Raw genomic sequence first — 20,375 nt, 5'->3', positions numbered from 1 at the left:
GCCATGCCGACCAGCAAAATCGTCGTCGACCGGGATTTCGCGATCGGGCCGCTGGACCGCCGCATCTTCGGCACCTTCGTCGAGCATATGGGCCGTTGCGTCTATGGCGGCATCTACGAGCCGGGCCATCCGACGGCCGACGCGAACGGCTTCCGGCAGGACGTCCTCGCGCTGACGCGGGAGCTCGGCGTCACGATCGTGCGCTATCCCGGCGGCAATTTCCTCTCCGGCTACAATTGGGAAGATGGCGTCGGGCCGAAAGAGGAACGCCCCGTGCGCCTCGACCTGGCATGGGGCAGCACCGAGACCAATGCGTTCGGCACCAACGAGTTCATCACTTGGTGCAAGGCGGCGGCGGTCGAGCCGATGTTCGCGGTCAATCTGGGCACGCGCGGCCCCGACGAGGCCCGCCATTTCATCGAATACTGCAATCATCCGGGCGGCACGCATTATTCCGACCTGCGCCGGAGCCACGGCTACGAGGCGCCGCACGGCATCAAGCTCTGGTGCCTGGGCAACGAGATGGACGGTCCCTGGCAGATCTGCCAGAAGACCGCCGCGGAATATGGGCGCGTGGCGCAGGAGACCGCCAAGGTCATGCGCTGGGTCGATCCCGGCGTCGAGCTCGCGGCCTGCGGCTCCTCCAGCCGCGACATGCCCACCTATGGCCACTGGGAGCACGACGTCCTCGAACGCTGCTTCGACCAGGTCGATTTCATCTCGCTGCACCAGTATTTCCGGAACGACGCCGACGACATCGCATCCTATTTCTCGGTCATCGAGGATCTCGAGTCCTTCATCAAGGAAGTGGCGGCGATCGCGGACGCGGTGGCGGCGAAGCGCCGGTCGCCCAAGCGCATCATGCTGTCGCTGGACGAATGGAACGTCTGGTACAAGGCCCGCGATGCTTCCCATCTGCGCAAGCCGGGCTGGCCGGTCGCGCCGAAGCTGATCGAGGAGGTCTACAATTTCGAAGACGCGCTGATCGTCGGCGGCGTGCTCATCACGCTGATGAACAATGCCGACCGCGTGAAGGCGGCCTGCCTGGCCCAGCTCGTGAACGTCATCGGCGCGATCATGACGGAGGAAGGCGGCCCGGCCTGGCGGCAGACGATCTTCCATCCCTTCGCGCAGGCGGCGCGGTATGGGCGGGGCACGGTCCTGCGGACCGCGTCCAGCGGCGGCGAGGTGTCCGCACAAGCCGGACGCGAGCCGCTGTTGAAGAGCGTCGTCCATGACGAAGACAGCGGCCGCGTCGCGGTCTTCGCACTCAACCGCGATCTCGCCCGGTCGGTGGAGCTGGCGGTGGAATTGCGGGCCCTGGGACATCATAAGCTGGTCCTGGCGAACGAGCTTTGCCATGCCGATCTGAAGGCGGAGAACACCAGCCATGCGCCCGATACCGTGGCACCGCGGCCGAGTCACGCGGCGGTCGCCGATGGCGTTACGCTGCAGGCGACGCTTCGGCCGCTGTCCTGGAACGTCTTCGTCCTGGAAAGAGAATGAACGGCGCCCGTTCGGGAATGGCCCGCAGTGTGATCTAAGAGACTGTTTGAAAAGTCCGTGCAAAGAGCAAATTGTGGTTTATGGCGCGCTATAACCGGTTGACAAAGCTCAGTTATTTGCAAAACAAACCATGAACAGTATTTTGAGCCATATTGCATAGGAGAAGCGTCGCTTCAAATATTACTTTGCTTTTGGCGGGCAATCTTGAATGCACGGCTGTGTGAGTTGTAAGCCGAGATCACGAGCGGGAAGAATGTGGAAAACAAAAAACCACACCGCGAATATAACAATCAGCCACATAAACGCGGACTGCCAATTATTTGCCAAAGCCAGACGCCAGTGGATTCTCAGTCGAGCGGTCCAGCCCAGCGGATGCATTTCGGGATGTTCGAGTCGGTATTTGTCGTAGTCCACGTCATCTTGATTGATGCTGTATTTTTGCAAAATTCGTCCATATCGTTCTCCGAAATCCTTTATTTGCTCCGGCGTTATGACGTCCGCTCGTGCACGCAATTCACGTCGGAGTTCATTTATTTCCAACGCACATCTATGATGTTGCTCCGCATTCACCGCATCGTTGTTGCTGTATTGAAGTAGCGAGATAGCCAGAATTAAAACAGACATCGCTAGCGTCAGCGCGCTCAGATCCCCTGAAACCGTGCCCGTCAGGCGATAGATAAATGGCAGTACCGTTAGCGCGATTACCAAAGCTGACGCCATGGCAGTGAGAAGGGCCATGCGTTTATCGCGCCCCTCCAACCGCTTTGCCGCGTTGAAGCGTGCACCCTTCGTACTACTCATGTCTTCAAGTAGCTTTTCAACGTTAGTAGCCATCTAACCCTCTTTAGAGGCGAAACTTGAGGCTGGGTATAATTTTTAACATGACTGGTGTCCTTAAAATCCGTGTAGAGAGCAAATCGGCCAACGCGGGCTTCGTAGGCGATTGGAAACTTAGTAATTTACCGAGCCAATCGCGAACGAGGCTTCAAGTGAAATTCAGTCTATCAGTAACTCTTAGTTGGTTTGGTCTACGTTTAATACTATGGGGCAATCCGGCTTATCTTCGACCATTTCAAGTGCGCCCCGAAGGTTTTGTGCTATTTCCGGTGCGAGGTGAATACGAAGTTTCAGAGGATCCTGCGTACCAACCACCGCTACCAGCCCATCGAGGAAAATCGCGCCCTCAGGGGATTTTTGTACGACTATAGGCGATTCAAAATAAAATTCTTTGTCCGGCTTACGAGCGATTAGTGCCCGCGCTCTCTCGGCGGATTTCATCACATTCGAAAAGAAATCATCGTCTGACATGCCAAGTCCCCAATTGGGCCTTTGCGGGCGGCGTTTTCTCGCCGCGTCACCATAACTCAAATCCAGTGGAAGTGTTTGGCGATGCCGAACGCCACCATAAACAGAATGAAGATCAACAGACCTTTCGGCCCTTTGATGCCCGTGCGATCAGATTCGTTTTGTGAATAACCCAGCAGCTTGCCGGTCTTGTCGCGGTATTCTCTTTTAGCCATTTGCCGTCCCCAGCTACGAGAACGCACCAATGCCGCCGCTTACCGTCCCTGGTGCCGGGCGGTTAGCTGCATGGAAACCTCAAGGGCAAACATGCCCCACCTATTCGCGCAGACGTGCTTTCGCACATCAGGAGGCTATTGCATTCAGTGGGCCGCCCGACGTGGGGCTTCCCTGTGGTTTCGCCGCAGCTACGCAGCTATATGATGGTGCCGCAAAGCCAATACGAGCGCAACGACCGTGTAATAATATTTCTTCAATACTCACAAGTGTTTGATATATCACAGTTATTTACTTTGTAAGACATCATAACCGTTTGGTCCCGCTCGTAAAACTTGGTACAATCAGCAGTAGAATTTGAGGCGAATGGCCGTAGCTGGCCGGAAACCGTGTCATATCCATCAGATCTCACCGACCAGCAGTGGACGGTGATCGGCTCTCTTTTGCCCCCGCCCAAGTCGGGTGGACGGCCACGCAAGACAAACTTACGTCGCGTTTGCGACGCGATTTTCTACCTTCTCAAGACCGGGTGCCAATGGCGCTTCATTCCTGGCGATTTCCCGCCGTGGCGAACCGTCTACGAATATTTCATGGCCTGGCAGGCCGATGGAACGCTGCGGAAAATCCAGCGCAAGTTGTTCGGCAAAGTCCGCCGCAGCGAAGGCAAGAAGCTGTATCCGACGATAGCCATCGTCGATAGCCAGACGATAAAAACGGGCCGTACCGTCAGCAGAGAAAAGAATTACGACGGTGCCAAGCGCCTGGTCGGTCGCAAACGGCATGTCGCTGTCGATATTCTCGGCCTACCGATTTCGATCTTGGTAACGCACGCCAAAGTATCCGATATCGAGGGCGGCAGGAGAGTTCTTCGCTTGGCCTCTCGCTTCTTGAAGGGACGCCGGTTGAAGAAGGTCTATGCCGATGGTGCCTATCGCGGCGAGCGCTTCCGCAATTTCGCGTTGGAGGCCGTCGGCGCGGTTGTCAGCATCAAGAAGGGCGTACATCAGAAGGCGAAGAAATTCGTGCCAATCCAAAAGCGGTGGGTGGTCGAACGGACCTTTGGTTGGTTCAACGGCTATCGACGGCTCGACAAGGATCAAGAACGGCTGACGAAAAACTCGGTCGCGATGGTTCGTTGGTCTTGCGTCAGCCTGATGTTGAATCGGTTGAAACCTAATCCGAATACCGTCGCTTGGCCGCCGCGTCCGCCCAAGGCTGTTTAGGATGCTCTGGCCGCATTGCGTTCAGAGTGCCTTCAAAGCGTAAAAATCGCTCAACCCTTGGTGTCGGAAAGCCGACAAGCCGCTAACCGCCAGCTATTGCTCAGCTGCCTGTTGTGTAAAGTAGCCGTGTAACCGACTTTTCAAACAGTCTCTAAGGTCCGTGCGCGGATCTCAGACGGCCATCGCGCGCACGAAGGACGCTCGCCATGATTCCCTGGGTCCATCTGGACACCGCGACGGTGCCCGGCGGCGGCGAGCTCCGGCTCCTGCGGCGGGGCGACGAGTTCTCGATCATGGCCGGCGCCACCGCGCTCATGAACAGCCGGTTGAGCGGCTCCGAAGTCGCGCTGGCCGAGATCGCCTGCGAACGCCTGCGCGGCCGGAGGAATTGCCGCATGCTCATCGGCGGCTACGGGATGGGTTTCACCTTGCGGGCGGCCCTCGCCGGGCTGGGCAGCGATGCGCAGGTCGTGGTCGCCGAACTGGTGCCGTCCATCCTGGAATGGGCGAGGGGCCCCATGGCCGGGCTCACCGGCACATCTCTCGCTGATCCGCGGGTCAGCATCCATGATGGCGATGTCGGAGAACTGATGGCGTCGGCGCGATCGCGGTTCGACGCGATCCTGTTGGACGTCGACAACGGACCGGACGGATTGAGCCGCAGCGCGAACGACCGGCTTTACGACCTGCGGGGGCTCAAGATCGCGCGCCAGGCGCTTCGCCGCGGCGGATTGCTGGCGATCTGGTCGGCGGCACCGAACAAGGCGTTCGTCGGCCGCCTGGGCCACGCGGGATTCGCGGTGGAGGAGATCCAGGCACGAGCCCACAAAGGGCGCGGCGGACGGTCGATCGTGTGGGTCGCGACGAAGAGCAGCGCCTGAGGCGCAGGCGCCTTTCAAGGATGAAAGGGTTCGACCTCGACGCGCCGTCCTACCAGGACGGCATCGGATACCAGCTGGAAGGGAATTCCGTCCACATCGGATGCGCCTTCATGGATGAGCTGCGCGAAGCGGCGGTACAGGGCGGGATATTCGCCGATCGTTGCCAGCTGAGTCGCGGCGGGGCTCAGCGCGCTTCCGCCTTCCGACAAGGTCAGCGGGCCATGGTCGGTTTCAATTTCGATGTTCCAGGTCTGCGTGCCGGCATGGCGAAAATCGAGTTCCGCCGCGATCCGCGCGCCGTCCGTCGTCACCAGCGTCAGATCGGCGGCGATCGGCGCCTGACAATTGGCGGGAACGTAGAGGTTGGCGCTTTCGATCAGCACCGCCATCGGAAGAATGTGGCTGAGGATCGACAGCGCGTTGATCCCGGGATCGAACACGCCGAATCCGCCGGGCTGCCATAGCCAAGTCTGGCCCGGATGCCATAGCCGGACATCTTCTTTCCATACGATGCGCCCGCCGGTGACGCGGCGCTCCGCGAGCCGCCGCCGGGCCGGCGCGACGCCGGCCGCATAGCGCGCGTGCCAAGTCTGGAAAAGCGTCCGCTGCGCCGCCGCCGCCGCGCGGACGAGCATGTCGAACTGTCCCATCGTCTCGCAGGGCGGTTTCTCGAGCAGGACGTGCTTGCCGCGCTCGAGCGCGTACAGCGCCATCGCGAAATGGGTCTGCGGCGGCGTGCAGATCGCGACGGCATCGAGCGCCGGCATCGCATCCAGCATGTCGCCGATCGTCGCGAAGGCGGGGACGCCGTCGATCCCCTCATGCCGCGTGACGCAGGCCGCGATCTCGAAGGACGGATCGGCGGCGAGGGCCGGGACGTGCTGGTCCCGCGCGATCTTGCCGACGCCGACGATGCCCACCTGGATGCGTTTCACGGAATCCTCCGAGACCTCAGCGGCCGGCGCGGGCGATGAGGCGGTCGCGCGAACCGGCGGCGGATTCCGCCTTGCGGATCAGCTCCAGCGCTTCCTCGATAAGGTCGCGCATCGCCGCTTCCGCGACCTGCGGCTTGCCGGCGAAGATCGCGTCCGAGACCCTCTTGTGATCGGCGACGCTGGCGCGCGAGACGCCCTTGTAGTGGTTGGTCATGCCGATGCTGAAGCGCAGCGCGCTTTCGATGAGCTCGTGCAGCTGCGAATAGAACCGGTTGCCGCTCGCCTGCAGCACGGCGGTGTGGAAGGCGATGTCGGCGAACAGCGATTCGTTGCCGTCATAGGCGGCATTCATCCGCTCCAGCGCGGCCTTGATCGCCTCGCGTTCCCGGGCACCGGCCCGCTGCGCCGCGAGCGCCGCCGCCTTGGGCTCGACCGCGAGCCGCACCTGGGTGAAATCGATGAGGAGGGAAAAGGAGAACTTCCGCTCCAGCAGCCAGCGCAGCACGTCCGGATCGAACAGGTTCCAGGTCTCCTCCGGCTGGATCCAGGTGCCTTGCCGCGGCCGCGAGCCGAGCAAGCCCTTGGCGGTCAGCATCTTCACGGCTTCCCGCACGATGCTGCGGCTTACGCCGTAATGCGTGCAGAGGTCGGCCTCGACCGGAAACGGATTGCGGACCGAGTAGCGCCCGGTGACGATGGCGACGCCGAGATCCTGCACCATGCGATGGGTGAGGTTCTGGCCGGAGCGATTCGCTTTCATGCTGTCCGTTCGCCGCAGTCGGTTGGGCTCATTGCCGGCTCACCAGAACCTGACATACAGGCATATGAGGACGCCGATGACGACGAGAGCGGCAACATTGAAGCCGGTACTCGTCGCGTAATCAATGTTCTTGAGGTCCATGGTGACCTGCGGCGCCCGTCGCGGTCCGAGCAGGGAGACGACGATCGCGGCGCCCAGGCAGATCAGGAACACATAGCCGACCCGGTTCATGAACGAGATTCCCGGCAGATATCGCCAATAGACATAGGACAGCGCCACCGATCCGACCGCGGCGACGAAGGCGCCGGCCGTGGTGGCACGCGGCCAGAACATGCCCAGCAGGAAGATCACGACGATGCCGGGCGTCACGAAGCCGGTGTATTCCTGGATATACTGAAAGGCCTGCGGCAGGTTGCCGAGCAGGGGGCGGGCGGCGAGCATCGCCGCGGCCAGCGCCACGACCGCCGTCAGCCGCCCCACCACGACAAGGTGACGCTCGCTCGCGCCTTTGAACGCCGGCTTGTAGAGATCGATGGTGAAGATCGTCGCGATCGAATTGATCTTCGAGCCCATCGACGCGACGATCGCGGCGATCAGGGCGGCGAACACCAGGCCGAGCAGGCCCGGCGGCAGCAGCCGCATCAGGAACGGATAGGCCTGGTCCGGCCGCCCCAGATGCGGCGCCAGCACGCCCGCCGCGATCCCCGGCAACACCACGAGCAGCGGCATCAGCAGCTTGAGGAACGCGGCGAGCACGATTCCCGCCTGCGCCTCGCGGGTGTCCTTGGCGCCCAGGGCGCGCTGGATGATGTACTGGTTGAAGCCCCAATAGGACAGATTCATGATCCACATGCCGCCGATCAGGACCGAGAGGCCCGGCAGGTCCTTATAATTGGGATTGGAGGGGTCGAGGATCATGTGGAAATGATCCGGCAGCTTCGCGGTGAGCGTCGTGAACCCCGCAACGGCGGCACCGAAGCCGGTGCCGCCGGAAATATGCTCGAGGGCGATGTAGGAGATCACCAGCCCGCCGAGCACCAGAAGAGTGACCTGGACGATATCCGTCAACGCCACCGCCTTGAGGCCGCCATACAGCGCATAGGCGCCGGCGAAGACGCCGAGTGCGAGCATCGCGTAGGTGATGTCGATGCCGGTGACGGTCGAGACCGCCGTCGCGCCGAGCCACAGGATGGCGGTCAGGTTCACGAAGATGTAGAGGCCGAGCCAGAACACCGCCATGACGATGCGCACGGAATGGCCGTACCGGCGCTGCAGGAATTCCGGCATCGTATAGATCTGGTTCTTGAGAAAGATGGGCAGGAAGAACTTGCCCACGATCAGCAGCGTCAGCGCCGACATCCATTCATAGGATGCGATGCCGAGCCCGATCACATAGCCGGAGCCCGACATGCCGATGATCTGCTCGGCGGAGATGTTCGCGGCGATCAGCGAGGTGCCGATGGCCCACCAGGGCAGCGTCTTGCCGGCGAGGAAATAGTCCTTGCTGTCCTTGACGTGCCCCGCCTTCTCGCGGCTCACCCATTGGGCGAGCGTGAAGATCGAGACCGCATAAACGGCCAGGACGGCAAGATCGATCGTGGACAAGCTCATCTGTTTCCCCTCTGACCCGCCCTTTTCGGGCGTGGCACTTCACTTTCGCGCGGCCTTCAGCGCGGCGACGACATCCCCTGCGCGCCGTGCGACCTCTTCCGCGCCGTAGCCCGGCTTGAACACCTCCGAACCGAACCCGAAGCCCGCGGCGCCGGCTCCGATCCAGGTTTCGACATCGCCGGCGCCGATGCCGCCGACCGCGTAGACGGGCACATCTGCCGGCAACACGGCCTTCAGCGCCTTGAGATGCGCCGGCCCGAAGCTCGCAGCCGGAAAGAGCTTGAGGCGCCGCGCCCCTGCATTGATCGCGGCGAAAGCCTCGCTCGGCGTGGCGAAACCGGGCGTGAGGGCCAGGCCCAGCTCGACCGCGCGCGCGATGACGGCAAGGTCGACATTCGGCGTCACGATGAGCTTGCCGCCGGCACGCGCCACGTCGTCGACCGCCTTCGCCGAGAGCACGGTCCCCGCCCCGACCAGGCAGCGTGAACCCAACGCCGCGGCGAGACGCGCAATGCTCTCCAACGGTTCGGGGGAATTGAGCGGCACTTCGATGACCCGGATGCCGGCTGCGTAAAGGGCTTCCCCGATGGCAACGACGTCACCAGGCGTCACGCCGCGCAGGATCGCGATCAGGGGCAGCGCATCCAGATGGGCTTCGGTGTTCATGAGACCGCCCTCCCAATGGTGCCGCGATACAGCGCGGCCAGGCCGGCCAGCGACGCGGCATCGCCGTCGATCCGGCCGGCCGCCAGATCGCGCGTGCGTAAGGCATGGACATAGAAATCGCAAAGCTTCGGTGCGCCGATCACCGTGACATGTCCGGCGGCCGCGAGATCGCTGCGGAAGAAGCGCTTCGCGCCCGAGACGTCCTGGCCGATGATCAGGCCGGAGAGATAGGCGGCGGCATCCTTCTGCTTGAGGCTGCCGTCGAGCTGGCGGCTCCGGGTCTCGAACAGCAGATGGATCAGTTCGGCGTCGGGATACATCTTGGTCTGGTCCAGCGCGCTGGCGAATATCTTGCCGTCCGAAACGTCGGCCGGACCATCGCTGCGCACCAGCACGCTGTGCTGCCGCAGGATGTCGAACAGCTCGCCGGTGAGCGCGGTGAGGAAATGTTCGACCGCGCCGTCCTTGAGGGAGACCCATTTGGTGTGGGTGCCGGGCATGCAGAGGAACCTGCGGCCCTCGCGCAATTTCGGTTCGAGCGCGAGCGCCCCCAGGATCTGGGTTTCCTCGCCGCGCATCATGTCGGGCGCGAGCAGCCGGTTGCGGCACGAGAGGCCGGGCGCGATAACAATGGCGCGGCCGCCGTCCTCGAAACGCAACGCGCTCTCCGCGATGGCCTGCGGATGCGCCGGGCAGGCGAGATAAGGCACTTGCCGCCAGCCGATGGTCGAGCCCACCATGCCGCAAAGCACGGCGGGGAGCTTGCCATGTGCGGCATCCCATTCCGCGGCAAGCGCACGGAAGACGTCCTCTGCCTTTGCCTGCGCCACGCCGGCGCCGGTCTTGGCGGCGATCACGCCCGCGGACGCGTCGCACAGGAACAGCCGCAGATGCGTCGTCCCCCAATCGCCGGCGATGAAGGCGGGCGTGCCCATCAATGGGATTCCCGGTCCACGACGGCGCCGCTGCCGCCGACCAGGAAATCGAGATCGCAGCCGCGATCGGCCTGCAGCACGTGATCGACGTAGAGCTTGTACCAGCCGCGGGTCCAGACCGGCGGCGGGGGAGCCGCGCGCCATGCGGCGAGTCGGCGCGTGATTTCCGTCTCGGCGACCAGCAATTCCAGCGTCCGGCCGGGACCATCGAGCCGGATGACGTCGCCGTCCTGCACGATCGCAAGCGGCCCGCCCGCCGCGGCCTCCGGCGCGGTATGCAGCACGACCGTGCCGAAGGCGGTGCCGCTCATCCGTGCGTCGGAAATCCGCACCATGTCCTTGACGCCGCGCTCGAGAAGCTTGCGGGGCAAGGGCATGTTGCCGACTTCCGGCATGCCGGGATAGCCCTTGGGACCGCAGCCCTTGAGCACCAGAACGGAATTCTCGTCGACATCCAGCGCGGGGTCGTCGATCCGTGCCTTGAAATCCTCGATGGATTCGAACACCACCGCGCGGCCCTCATGCTTGTAGAATCCCTCCGACGCGGCGCTGGGCTTCATCACCGCGCCGGACGGACAGAGATTGCCGCGCAACACCCATATGCCGGAGGACGGGCGGACCGGCGCGTCGATGGGCCGGATCACGGCGCGGTTGAAGCATTGCGCCGTCTCGATCGTCTCGCGATGGCTCCGGCCCGACACGGTCGGTGCGTCGAGATGCAGGAAAGGCTCGATCTCCTTCATCAGCGCAGGGACGCCGCCCGCATAGTGGAAATCTTCCATCAGGTACTGGCCGGACGGCTGGAGGTCGACGAGCAGCGGGACTTCCGCCGACAGCCGGTCGAAATCGGCCAGCGAGAGCCGCACGCCCAGCCGCCCCGCGATCGCGAGCAGATGCACGACGGCGTTGGTCGAGCCGCCGATCGCCGCCAGCACGCGGATCGCGTTCTCGAACGCCTCGCGCGTGACGATCCTGGAGAGGCGAAGGTCGCTCCTGGCCATCGCGACGATGGTGCGGCCGCTCTCATGCGCCAAGGCCCGGCGACGGGCGTCGACGCCAGGGATGGTGGCGTTGTAGGGCAGGCTCAATCCCAGCGCCTCGACCATGCTCGCCATCGTCGAGGCCGTGCCCATGGTCATGCAGGTGCCGGGGCTGCGCGACATCCCGCTCTCCGCCGCCATGAAATCCTTCAACTCCATCTCGCCGGCGCGAACGGCCTCCGAGAATTTCCACACATCGCTGCCCGAGCCGATGTCGCAGCCGCGGAATTTGCCGTTCAGCATCGGCCCCGACGATACCACGATGGTCGGCAGATCGACGCTCGCGGCGCCCATGATCTGGCCGGGCGTGGTCTTGTCGCAGCCGCCCAGCAGGACCACGGCGTCGATCGGATTGCCGCGAATCGACTCCTCGACCTCCATCGCCAGCAGGTTGCGGAACAGCATCGCGGTCGGACGCATCTGGGTCTCGCCCAGCGACATCGCCGGGAATTCGAGCGGCAGGCCGCCGGCCTCCCACACGCCGCGCTTGACGTAGTCGGCAAGGTCGCGCAGATGCGAATTGCATGGCGTCAGTTCCGACCAGGTGTTGCAGATGCCGATCACCGGCCGGCCGTCGAACACATCGGCGGGAAGCCCCTCGGCCTTCATCCAACTGCGATGAATGAAGCCGTCGCGGTCCTTCGGGCCGTAGCTTTTCGCGCTGCGGAATTTCTTTTTCTGCTCGGACACGGTTTATCCCGAAGATCGCGGTCGGCCGAAGCCGGAAGCGTTAATTATATGATAAATAGGCCAACTGTAAAGCCGGCACATCTCGTGTCGGCTTAGGGATTCTTCGCGAACAAAGCGAGCGTAACCCGCATCCGGTTGGCGATATTCGCCGTCCCCCGTTGACACGAAATCCAATTGTATTATAAATAGGATTATATAATCAGGCTCGTTGTACCAGGGGCGGGCAATAGGGGAGGTCATCGTGAACGTCATTCATCGTGCGCTGCTCTGCGGCGTGAGTTTGGCTGCGCTCTGCGGCTCGTGCGGCGCAGCCTTCGCCGAAGACCCATCGACGGTCGAGACGGTGATCGTCAGCGGCGTGCGCAGTTCGCTCCGCGATTCGATCGACATGAAGAAGAATTCCGATCTCGTCACGGACAATATATCGAGCAAGGATATCGGCGAGCTTCCCGACATCACGATCGCGGAAGAGCTGAACCGCCTCCCCGGCCTCAACACGACGCTGGACCGCGGCAATGCCAGCCAGGCATCGGTGCGCGGACTAGGACCCCGCCTCGTGCTGGGCCTGGTGAACGGCCGCGAAGTGGCGTCGTCGGAGCCCGACCAGAACGTCCGCTGGGAAATCTATCCGTCCGAAATGGTGGCGGGCGCCACGGTCATCAAATCGCAGTCGGCCAGCCTGCTGGATGGCGGCATCGCAGCGACCATCGACATCAAGACTCTGCGGCCCCTGGACTATGAAGGTCCGGCGCTCTCGTTGCGGGTGGGGCCGGAGTACAACGAAGAAGCCAATGCGTTTCCCAACTACACGCCGTGGGGCCTGCGGGGCAGCGCCGCCTATATCACCCATCTCGACGACACGCTGGCCATCGCGCTCGCGGGCAGTTTCCAGCGGGAGCAGAACGGCTACGACTCCTTCCAGGGCTGGGGCTACAACCTCGCCAATAGCGGCACCGCCGGCGACGTGACGGGCGATGGTGTGCCGGACTCGACGCCGTGGGGCGCGCAGTCCGCGGTGACGGAGATCCAGCAGGACCGCATGGCGCTCTCGGGCGTGGTGCAGTGGCGGCCCTCCTCCAGCCTCGAAGTGACGGTCGATGCGCTGTATTCGGCCTATGCCATCCACGAAAACCAGTTCCAGGCATGGTACGGGGACAACAACAATCTGGGCGATTACACCTATCCGCAGAACAGCGCCTGGTGCGGCGGTGCCGATTCTTGGGCCTATGACTGCGTCGGCGGGACGACCGGCACGCCGCCCAACCTGGCCATCCAGAACGGCGTCGTCTCAGGCGGAACCCTCGGTGGCTCGTACATCTCGGTGACCAATGTCATCGCCAAATACACCGAGCGTCACACGCTGGCGGTCGGCGGCGTCAACGCGAAATGGACGGCCGGCGCTTGGCAGGTCACGGCCGACCTCTCGCATTCCGAGGCGTGGCGCAACAACCAGTGGGCGGCGATCGAGGCCGAGGTCTATCCGACCTCGTCGGTGTTCAACACCGGCGCCGGCGTCGTGCCGTCCTGGCAGACCTATTCGGACAATGCGGCGACGGTCCCCTACAATCCCGCCGATGTCTCGAGTCAGTTCATCCAGACATATCGGCCCGGCCAGGTCACGGGGCCGGAGCATACGATGGACAATCTTTCCGCCGCCCAGCTCGATGTGACGCGGGCGTTCGATGGTTCCGGATTGACCAGCTTCGATTTCGGCCTGCGCTATTCGGGCCGCAAGAAGAGCCATACGGACAATTCGTGGCTCGAGTGCGGCGGTGCCGGCGCTTCGACCACGGACTGCTCGGCGACGTCCGGCTTCCTTCTGCCCGCGGCGGACCTCAGCAATTTCACCGTCAAGGACTACAACGCGCCGCCGATGCTGTACGGCAATTTCGACCAGCTCGCGGCGGCCGCCTTCACGAACTTCTCCGACGGTCACTTCACGCGACCCGCCGGCACCGACGTCCTCGGCGAGCACTGGACGGTCAACGAAAACAGCTTCCAGGCTTATGTCAAAGCGGGATACGGCTTCGCGCTCGGTTCCGTGCCGGTGGACGGTTCCGTCGGTGTCCGCGTCTCCAACGTATCCTCGACCAGCACGGGCTATCTGACCGACGGCACCGGATATACGCCGTCGACGGCCAGCAAGAACTATACGGACGTGCTGCCCAGCCTGAACGCGAACTTCCATCTGGCGGACGACCAGATCGTCCGCTTCGGCGCGTCGATTGCCGTGTCGCGTCCGCCGCTGGACGAGCTTCGGGTCGGCAATTCGATCAGCACCTCGCCGCCCTACACAGGGTCGGAGGGCAATCCGCTGCTCAATCCCTACAAGGCGGACCAGGTCGACCTCGACTATGAATGGTATTTCCGTCCCGAGGCGTTGTTCGTCGTGGCGGGCTACTTCAAGCACCTGAACAGCTTCATCGGCTACCAGACCCACGCCGAGCTGATCAACGGCAACACCTATACGATCGCCCAGCCGGTGAACGGCCCCGGCGGCGACGTCGCCGGCCTCGAAGTCACGCTGCAGACGCCGTTCTACTTCCTGCCCGGCATCCTGAGCGATTTCGGGATCTACACGAACTATTCGTATGTCAGTTCGGGCGTGCACGAGTTCGCGCCGGTCGCCAATCCGCTGGAGGCGACGGGCCTCGCCCGCCATACGGCCGAGATGGATCTGTGGTACAGCCGCGACGGTCTCGAAGCGCGCCTCGCCTACAAGATCCACAGCCCGTTCACGATCATCGCGGGCTGGAATTCGCAGACGCTCACGCGGCTGCAGTGGGAGCGGACGCTGGATGCGAGCCTGTCCTACCAATGGAACGAGAGCATCGGTTTCCGCTTCCAGGCCCGCAACCTGACCAACGGCGTCTCGCGCTCCTATTGGGACAACAACCCGTCCGAGCTCGCGCGCTACGACACCTTCGGCCGTTCCTACCTGTTCGATATCTCGTACCGCCTCTGATCCCGTGCGACTGCGGCGGAGGGCGCGTGTCCTCCGCCGTCTTTTTTTGGGAGTTCGAATGAAGCGTCTTCTCCTCGCTCTGTTGCTGGCGGCGGTGCCGGCATCTTCGGGCGCCGCCCGCGACCTGTATTTCGGCGGCGATCTCTCCTTCGCCAACGAGATGGACGATTGCGGCGCGGTCTATCGCGACCACGGCGTGCAGAAGGACGTCTACCGCATCTTCAAGGATCACGGCGCCAATCTGGTGCGCATCCGCATCTGGAACAACGCCGACTGGACCAAGTACAGCAATCTCGCCGACGTCGAGAGGAGCATCCGCCGCGCCAAGGCGGCCGGCATGCGGGTGCTGCTCGACTTCCATTATTCCGACACCTGGGCCGACGGCGATCACCAGATCGCGCCCAAGGCCTGGGCCGCGCTGGCCGACAGCGCGAAGCAGGCGGACGCGCTCTATCGCTATACCTTCGACACGCTGGCGACTCTGGATCGTGACGGCCTGATGCCGGACCTGGTCCAGGTCGGCAACGAGATCAATCGCGAATTGCTGGGCGCGGCCGACTGGGCGATAGACCGGCCGATCGACTGGACGCGCAACGCCTTGCTGATCAATGCCGGCATCAAGGCCGTGCGCGACGCCGGTGCCCATTCCGCGATCAAGCCGAAGATCATGCTGCACATCGCCCAGCCCGAGAACGCCGAACCCTGGTTCCTCGCGGCGACCAAGGCGGGCATCACGGACTACGACATCATCGGACTCAGCTATTATCCCAAATGGTCGAAATACAACGTCGCGGGCCTCGGCATCGAGATCTACCGCCTCCGGCACATCTATCCGCATGCCGAGGTGATGGTGGTCGAGACCGGCTATCCCTGGACGCTGCAATGGAAGGACGATCTCGCGAATGTGCTGGGCGCGGATTCGGTGATCCCCGGCATGCGTCCGACGCGGGAGGACCAGCGCAAGTACCTGCTGGACCTGCGCGACGCGGTGCTCAAATCGGGCGGCGACGGCATCGTCTACTGGGCGCCGGACTGGGTATCGACCGGCTGCATGACGCAGTGGGGCAGGGGCTCGAGCTGGGAGAACGCGGCGCTGTTCGATTTCGACGGCGAGCTGTTGCCCGGCATCGACTTCCTGGATCCGCCGGGCGCGGCGCACTGATCAAGCGGCGACGAAGGGCCGGATGCGCGCCGCCCGCGCGGGCAGAGCGAGCGTCGCCGGTGCGAGTCCGGGCGCTTCGGCGTCGAGATGGATCGTGCCGGACTCCCGCGCCGCTTGCACGAGCGCCAGACACAGGCCGTTGAACGCGTTGCGCTGCGTCGCCTTGTCGGGCTCGTGGCTCCGCGGGTCGCCATTGCCGACGCCGATGATCGCGCCGGGGCCGGAGATATGGAACGCGATGGGATGCGCTGCGGTCGGCACCAGCCGCCCCGCGGCGTCCGCGATCTCGACACGCACCGATGCAACGTCTTCGCCGTCGGCCGCAAGCGCGGCCCGGTCGGGCACCAGGCGAATTTGCGCCGGCGGGCCGCTGGTCTCGCGCCGTTCCGTCAGGACGAGCCTGCCGCCCTTGTAGCCGCGCGCCTCGATCGCGCCGGGCGCGAAAGGCACGTTCCACTCGACATGTCCGTAACGCGGGACGTCCTGCACGCCGGCGCTCGTGCCGTTGACGAGCAATTCCACGCGATCGAGATTGCTGTGGCACCACACATTGATCGCCTGCCCCTCGCGGCCTGGCCAAGTCCAGTGCGGGAAGAGGTGCAGCAGCGGTGCGTCGCGCCACTGCGCTTTGTAATAGAAGCAATTGTCCTTGGGAAAGCCGCACGAGTCGAAGATCCCGAACTGCGACGCGACATTGGGCCAGCGGTTGAACGGGGTTGGTTCGCCGCGGTAGTCGAAGCCGGTCCAGACGAAGCCGCCAGCGATATAGGGCGCCGGCGCCACGATCTTCCACCACGCCTCCGCGGTGGAGGCCCACCAGGGGAATTCGGTATCATAGGCGGCGCTGTAGCCGCTCGCGGGATCGCGCAGATAGATGCCGCGCGTCGACACCGTGCTGCCGGTCTCGCTGCCGAACACCGGCTTGTCCGGCTGGCGTGTGTGGAAGGCGGGAATCTGGTCGGTGCGATAGTTGCAGCCGAGGACGTCGAGGACCGGCGTGATGCCTAAGCCCCAGGCCTTGGGATCGTCGACCGCCGCCGTGATCGGGCGGGTCGGATCGAGCCGGCGGACCAGCCGCGTCATGTCGCCGGCGACCCGCGCGCCGCGCGCCGTGCCCTGCTGCGGCTCTTCATTGCCGATCGACCACAGGATGACGCTCGGATGGTTGCGGTCGCGGCGGATGAGCCGTGCGAGCTCGCTCATGCTCTCGCCATCGGCCGACATGCGCCGCGTCTCGTCGATCACCAGCATGCCCAGCCGGTCGCAGGCATCCAGCAATTCGGGCGCCGGCGGATTGTGCGCCGCGCGATAGGCGTTGGAGCCCATCGCCTTCAGCGTCTCGACGCGCGAAGCGTGCAGCCTATCCGGCAAGGCTGCACCCACGCCGGCATGGTCCTGGTGATTGCAGGTGCCCTGGAGCTTGAGCGGCTTTCCATTGAGCAGGAAGCCGCGTTCCGCATCGAAACGCGCACTGCGGATACCGAAATCCGCCGTCATTTCGTCCACGGCCATCCCGTCGGCCACGATGCGTGCCGCCACGCGATAGAGGTTCGGCGTCTCGACCGACCATGGCCGCGGCGCCGCCAGGCGAAGACGTTGCGTGACCGCGCGCGCCTCGCGCGGCTTGAAGTCGATGGGCCGGGAGGTTGTCGTCGCACCCGCCTTGCCGTCCGGATCCAGCAGGGTGAATTCGAGGCGGAAGCGGCGGGCCGCGTCGCTCTCGTTCTCGATCTCGGTTTCGACCGTCAGCGCCGCGTCGGGGCCGTCCAGGGCGCTGCGCACCCACACGCCCCATTGTGCAATGTGCAGCGGATCGGTCTTCACCAGCCAGACATGGCGGTAGATCCCGGCGCCTTCGTAGAACCAGCCCTCGCCCAGCGTCGCGTCCACCCGCACCGCGAGCTGGTTGCGCTCGCCGCAATTCACGAAGTCGGTGATGTCGACGCGGAAGGGCGCATAGCCGCTGTCGTTGCGGCCGGCGACATAGCCGTTGACCATGACCAGGCAATCCCGGAACACGCCGTCGAATTCGAGGGACAATCGCCGGCCGGAATCGAACGCCGGAACGTCGAAGGCGCGACGATACCAGCCTATGCTGGTCTCCGGATAGTCGCGGCCCAGGGGCCGGAAGCCGTGCGCCGCCCGCGGATCGTCGTCGGGCGGCGGGTTGGTGCTTGCAACGAACGGAAGCGCGACCGCCCAGTCATGCGGCAGGTCGACGAGGGCCCAGCCGTGGTCGTCGAAGCCGGCCGCCGCGGCCGCGCCGGTGTTGGCGCCGGCCTTGGCATAGGTGTTCTGTCCGCCGCCGAAACCGAAATCCCGGCTCGGATCGGCGGCATGGCCGAGATGGAAACGCCAGCCGGGATCGAACAGGAGCCGCTCGCGTGTTGCGGCCTTTGGCGCGGTGCGGCCGGGCGAAGCCATGCCGGGGACGGACAAGGCGCCGATGCCGGCAAGCGCACCGCCCTTCAGGAGACTGCGGCGACTGACCCGTTGCATCGCTTCGAACAGCTGGGTTTTGATTTGTCATATAATTATAGCGCGGCGGTCCGGCCTTGCAATATGCGCCGGCGTCCGATGCAGACCGAATTCGGCCTAGCCGACCAGCCAGTGCCGCAGCGCCGCAGTGACGAGGTCCGGCCGTTCCATCGCGACCATGTGGCCGCATTGGGGGAGCACGTCCAACCGGCTCCGCGGAATCGCGTCGGCCATCTCGCGGTGCACGGCGACCGGCCGCAGCGTATCCTCGTCTCCGGCGACAAGCAGGGTCGGGCAGGAGACCTGCGGCAGGAGGTCTGCGAAATCCGGACGCGTCAGTCCCGCCAGGGTTTGGGCGGCGAGCTGTTCCGGCGTGTGCCGGGCCATCATCTCCGCAATGGCGGCCAACAGGGGCGCATCGTCCAGCCGGCTCGGCGACACGACCTGGCGGGCCCAGCCGCGCGAGAACTCGGCAAGGCCGACCGCGGCGACGCGCGCGATCATCCCGTCGCGCCGCGCGGCTTCCGCGGCGCGTGCCGCATCGTCGGAATGGCCGCGGAAGTCCGTCGCAAGCAACGCCAGCCGCGTCACCCGCTGCGGCACGCGGCGGTAGATCGCCTGCGCCACGCGGCCGCCCATGGAGTGCCCGGCCAGCGCGAAGCTGTCCGGCGCGCCGGCCAAGGCCACATCCGCCATGGCGTCGATGCTGTCGGCATCGCCGAACGCGATCACGCGCGGCGTGCAGACTCCGGCGAGGGCGGCGGTCTGCGCCTCCCAGGACGCCGCGTCGCACAGCATGCCGGGCAGCAGCAGCAGATCGGGTTTCGACATCGCGCTTCGCCCCTACGCCGTGAGCTTTTGGCGGACGAGCTTCGCGCCGTCGGCCATCGCCTTCATCTTGCCGAACGCCACGTCGCGCGGCAGGTATTTGAGACCGCAATCGGGCGCCACGACGATGCGCCTGGGATCGACGTAGGGCAGGGCGCGCTCGATGCGCGCGGCGACGATCTCCGGCGTCTCGATCTCGTGCGTCGAAAGGTCCAGTACGCCCAGGATGATCGTCTTGTCGGGCAGGGTCTTGAGGATCGAGGTGTCGAGGTTCGATTGCGCCGTTTCGATCGACACCTGCTGGACCGTGGTGCCGGCGAATTCCGGCAGGAAGGAATAGCCCTCCGGCCGTTCGTGGATGATCGCCGCATAGCCGAAACAGATGTGCACCGCCGTCGTGCCGGTGATGCCTTCGAGCGCGCGATTGAGGGCCGCGACCCCGAACTTCCGCGCCTTGTCCGGGCGGGCCTGCATATAGGGTTCGTCGATCTGCACGATGTCGGCGCCGGCGGCGAACAGGTCGGCGATCTCCGCGTTCACCGCGGCGGCATAGTCCAGCGCCATCTCGCGCTCATCGGCATAGAAATCGTTTTGCGCCTGCTGCGACATGGTGAAGGGGCCGGGCACGGTCATCTTCACCGGCTTGTCCGTCTGGGCCTTGAGGAATTTGAGATCGCGTACCTCCACCGGACCACGGCGCCGGATCTTCCCGACCACGCGCGGCACGGGGTTGGGATGGCCGCTGCGGTCGAGCGCCGTGCCGGGATTGTCCAGGTCGACGCCCTCGAGCTCGGTCGCGAAGCGGTTCGAATAGCTTTCGCGGCGGATCTCGCCGTCGGTGATGATGTCGAGGCCGGCCCGTTCCTGGTCGAGGATGGCGAGGCGCGTCGCATCGTTTTGCGCCTCCTCCAGCCAAGGCTCGTCCACCCGCCACAGCTCGCCGGCGCGCACCCGAGGCGGAAAACGCTTCGCGAGCTTCGAGCGATCGAGGAGCCAGTCGGGCTGCGCATAGGAGCCGACGAGACTGGTGGGAAGGAGCGGCAGCGGCATATCGGTGTCCTTGCTGGCTTGCACGAAGGGGCACCGCCAGCATACGGTTTTCACTATCCGAATGAAACTTCGACTTTCGAAAATAAGCCCTCTTCGCGCCAGCAATCATGGACAAACAGGACGGCAC

General features: G+C 64.3%; 17 protein-coding genes. 5 read left to right on the top strand and 12 right to left on the bottom strand.

Annotated features, from left to right (window positions below; all coding sequences use genetic code 11):
- Positions 1-3: 3 nt before the first annotated feature.
- Entirely contained in the window at positions 4-1,506 is a 1,503-nt protein-coding gene (locus WDM91_07205) for an alpha-N-arabinofuranosidase (protein MEI9994364.1), read from the top strand.
- A 180-nt stretch (positions 1,507-1,686) separates the two neighbouring features.
- Here WDM91_07205 and WDM91_07200 read toward each other — a convergent pair whose 3' ends face one another.
- The 3 genes from WDM91_07200 to WDM91_07190 form a co-directional block, all read right to left on the bottom strand.
- Positions 1,687-2,340: an SLATT domain-containing protein gene (locus WDM91_07200; GenBank protein MEI9994363.1), complete on the bottom strand. Its 654-nt coding sequence runs from the start codon at positions 2,338-2,340 to the stop codon at positions 1,687-1,689.
- Positions 2,341-2,520: 180 nt separating this feature from the next.
- A complete protein-coding gene (locus tag WDM91_07195) occupies positions 2,521-2,814 on the bottom strand; it encodes a hypothetical protein (GenBank protein MEI9994362.1) in 294 nt (97 codons plus the stop codon).
- 56 nt (positions 2,815-2,870) lie between these two features.
- The gene (locus WDM91_07190; GenBank protein ID MEI9994361.1) at positions 2,871-3,026 is read right to left on the bottom strand and encodes a hypothetical protein; all 156 of its coding nucleotides are present in this window, start codon (positions 3,024-3,026) and stop codon (positions 2,871-2,873) included.
- A 387-nt stretch (positions 3,027-3,413) separates the two neighbouring features.
- On the opposite strand from WDM91_07190, the gene WDM91_07185 reads away from it, so the two are divergent.
- Both WDM91_07185 and WDM91_07180 read left to right on the top strand, forming a co-directional pair.
- Positions 3,414-4,247, top strand: coding sequence for an IS5 family transposase (locus WDM91_07185; GenBank protein ID MEI9994360.1), 834 nt, complete (start codon positions 3,414-3,416; stop codon positions 4,245-4,247).
- Positions 4,248-4,453: 206 nt separating this feature from the next.
- Positions 4,454-5,128, top strand: a complete 675-nt coding sequence (locus WDM91_07180; GenBank protein MEI9994359.1) for a hypothetical protein — start codon at positions 4,454-4,456, stop codon at positions 5,126-5,128.
- Between the two features lie 14 nt (positions 5,129-5,142).
- Here the strand turns inward: WDM91_07180 and WDM91_07175 are convergent, their stop codons facing one another.
- Genes WDM91_07175 through WDM91_07150 form a run of 6 tightly spaced genes read right to left on the bottom strand, consistent with a single transcriptional unit; the run spans position 5,143 to position 11,765 of the window.
- Positions 5,143-6,063 (bottom strand): Gfo/Idh/MocA family oxidoreductase, encoded by a 921-nt coding sequence (locus WDM91_07175; protein MEI9994358.1) that lies wholly within the window; start codon positions 6,061-6,063, stop codon positions 5,143-5,145.
- 16 nt (positions 6,064-6,079) lie between these two features.
- Positions 6,080-6,823, bottom strand: a complete 744-nt coding sequence (locus tag WDM91_07170; protein ID MEI9994357.1) for a FadR/GntR family transcriptional regulator — start codon at positions 6,821-6,823, stop codon at positions 6,080-6,082.
- Positions 6,824-6,862: 39 nt separating this feature from the next.
- Positions 6,863-8,434, bottom strand: coding sequence for a sodium/solute symporter (locus WDM91_07165; protein ID MEI9994356.1), 1,572 nt, complete (start codon positions 8,432-8,434; stop codon positions 6,863-6,865).
- A gap of 39 nt (positions 8,435-8,473) precedes the next feature.
- The gene (locus WDM91_07160) at positions 8,474-9,100 is read right to left on the bottom strand and encodes a 2-dehydro-3-deoxy-6-phosphogalactonate aldolase (protein MEI9994355.1); all 627 of its coding nucleotides are present in this window, start codon (positions 9,098-9,100) and stop codon (positions 8,474-8,476) included.
- Positions 9,097-10,035: a 2-dehydro-3-deoxygalactonokinase gene (locus WDM91_07155; GenBank protein ID MEI9994354.1), complete on the bottom strand. Its 939-nt coding sequence runs from the start codon at positions 10,033-10,035 to the stop codon at positions 9,097-9,099. The genes WDM91_07160 and WDM91_07155 overlap by 4 nt, the downstream gene beginning before the upstream one ends.
- Positions 10,035-11,765, bottom strand: a complete 1,731-nt coding sequence (locus WDM91_07150; protein MEI9994353.1) for an IlvD/Edd family dehydratase — start codon at positions 11,763-11,765, stop codon at positions 10,035-10,037. The genes WDM91_07155 and WDM91_07150 overlap by 1 nt, the downstream gene beginning before the upstream one ends.
- Before the next feature lie 241 nt (positions 11,766-12,006).
- Here WDM91_07150 and WDM91_07145 point away from each other — a divergent pair, with 241 nt between their 5' ends.
- Both WDM91_07145 and WDM91_07140 read left to right on the top strand, forming a co-directional pair.
- Positions 12,007-14,730 carry a TonB-dependent receptor gene (locus tag WDM91_07145; protein MEI9994352.1) on the top strand — a complete coding sequence of 908 codons (2,724 nt, stop codon included), beginning with the start codon at positions 12,007-12,009 and terminating at the stop codon, positions 14,728-14,730.
- A 58-nt stretch (positions 14,731-14,788) separates the two neighbouring features.
- Positions 14,789-15,892: a glycosyl hydrolase 53 family protein gene (locus WDM91_07140; protein MEI9994351.1), complete on the top strand. Its 1,104-nt coding sequence runs from the start codon at positions 14,789-14,791 to the stop codon at positions 15,890-15,892.
- Here the strand turns inward: WDM91_07140 and galA are convergent, their stop codons facing one another.
- From galA to WDM91_07125, 3 genes are all read right to left on the bottom strand, one after another.
- Entirely contained in the window at positions 15,893-18,391 is a 2,499-nt protein-coding gene (gene galA / locus WDM91_07135) for a beta-galactosidase GalA (protein ID MEI9994350.1), read from the bottom strand. It lies immediately after the preceding gene.
- 96 nt (positions 18,392-18,487) lie between these two features.
- Positions 18,488-19,201: an alpha/beta fold hydrolase gene (locus tag WDM91_07130; protein ID MEI9994349.1), complete on the bottom strand. Its 714-nt coding sequence runs from the start codon at positions 19,199-19,201 to the stop codon at positions 18,488-18,490.
- Positions 19,202-19,213: 12 nt separating this feature from the next.
- Positions 19,214-20,248, bottom strand: coding sequence for a hypothetical protein (locus tag WDM91_07125; GenBank protein ID MEI9994348.1), 1,035 nt, complete (start codon positions 20,246-20,248; stop codon positions 19,214-19,216).
- Between the last annotated feature and the right edge of the window lie 127 nt (positions 20,249-20,375).

It is taken from the genome of Rhizomicrobium sp., assembly GCA_037200385.1.
In the GTDB taxonomy this organism is placed as follows: domain Bacteria; phylum Pseudomonadota; class Alphaproteobacteria; order Micropepsales; family Micropepsaceae; genus Rhizomicrobium.
Note: the sequence above shows the minus strand (reverse complement) of the source record. Positions and strands in the feature narration are given on the sequence as shown.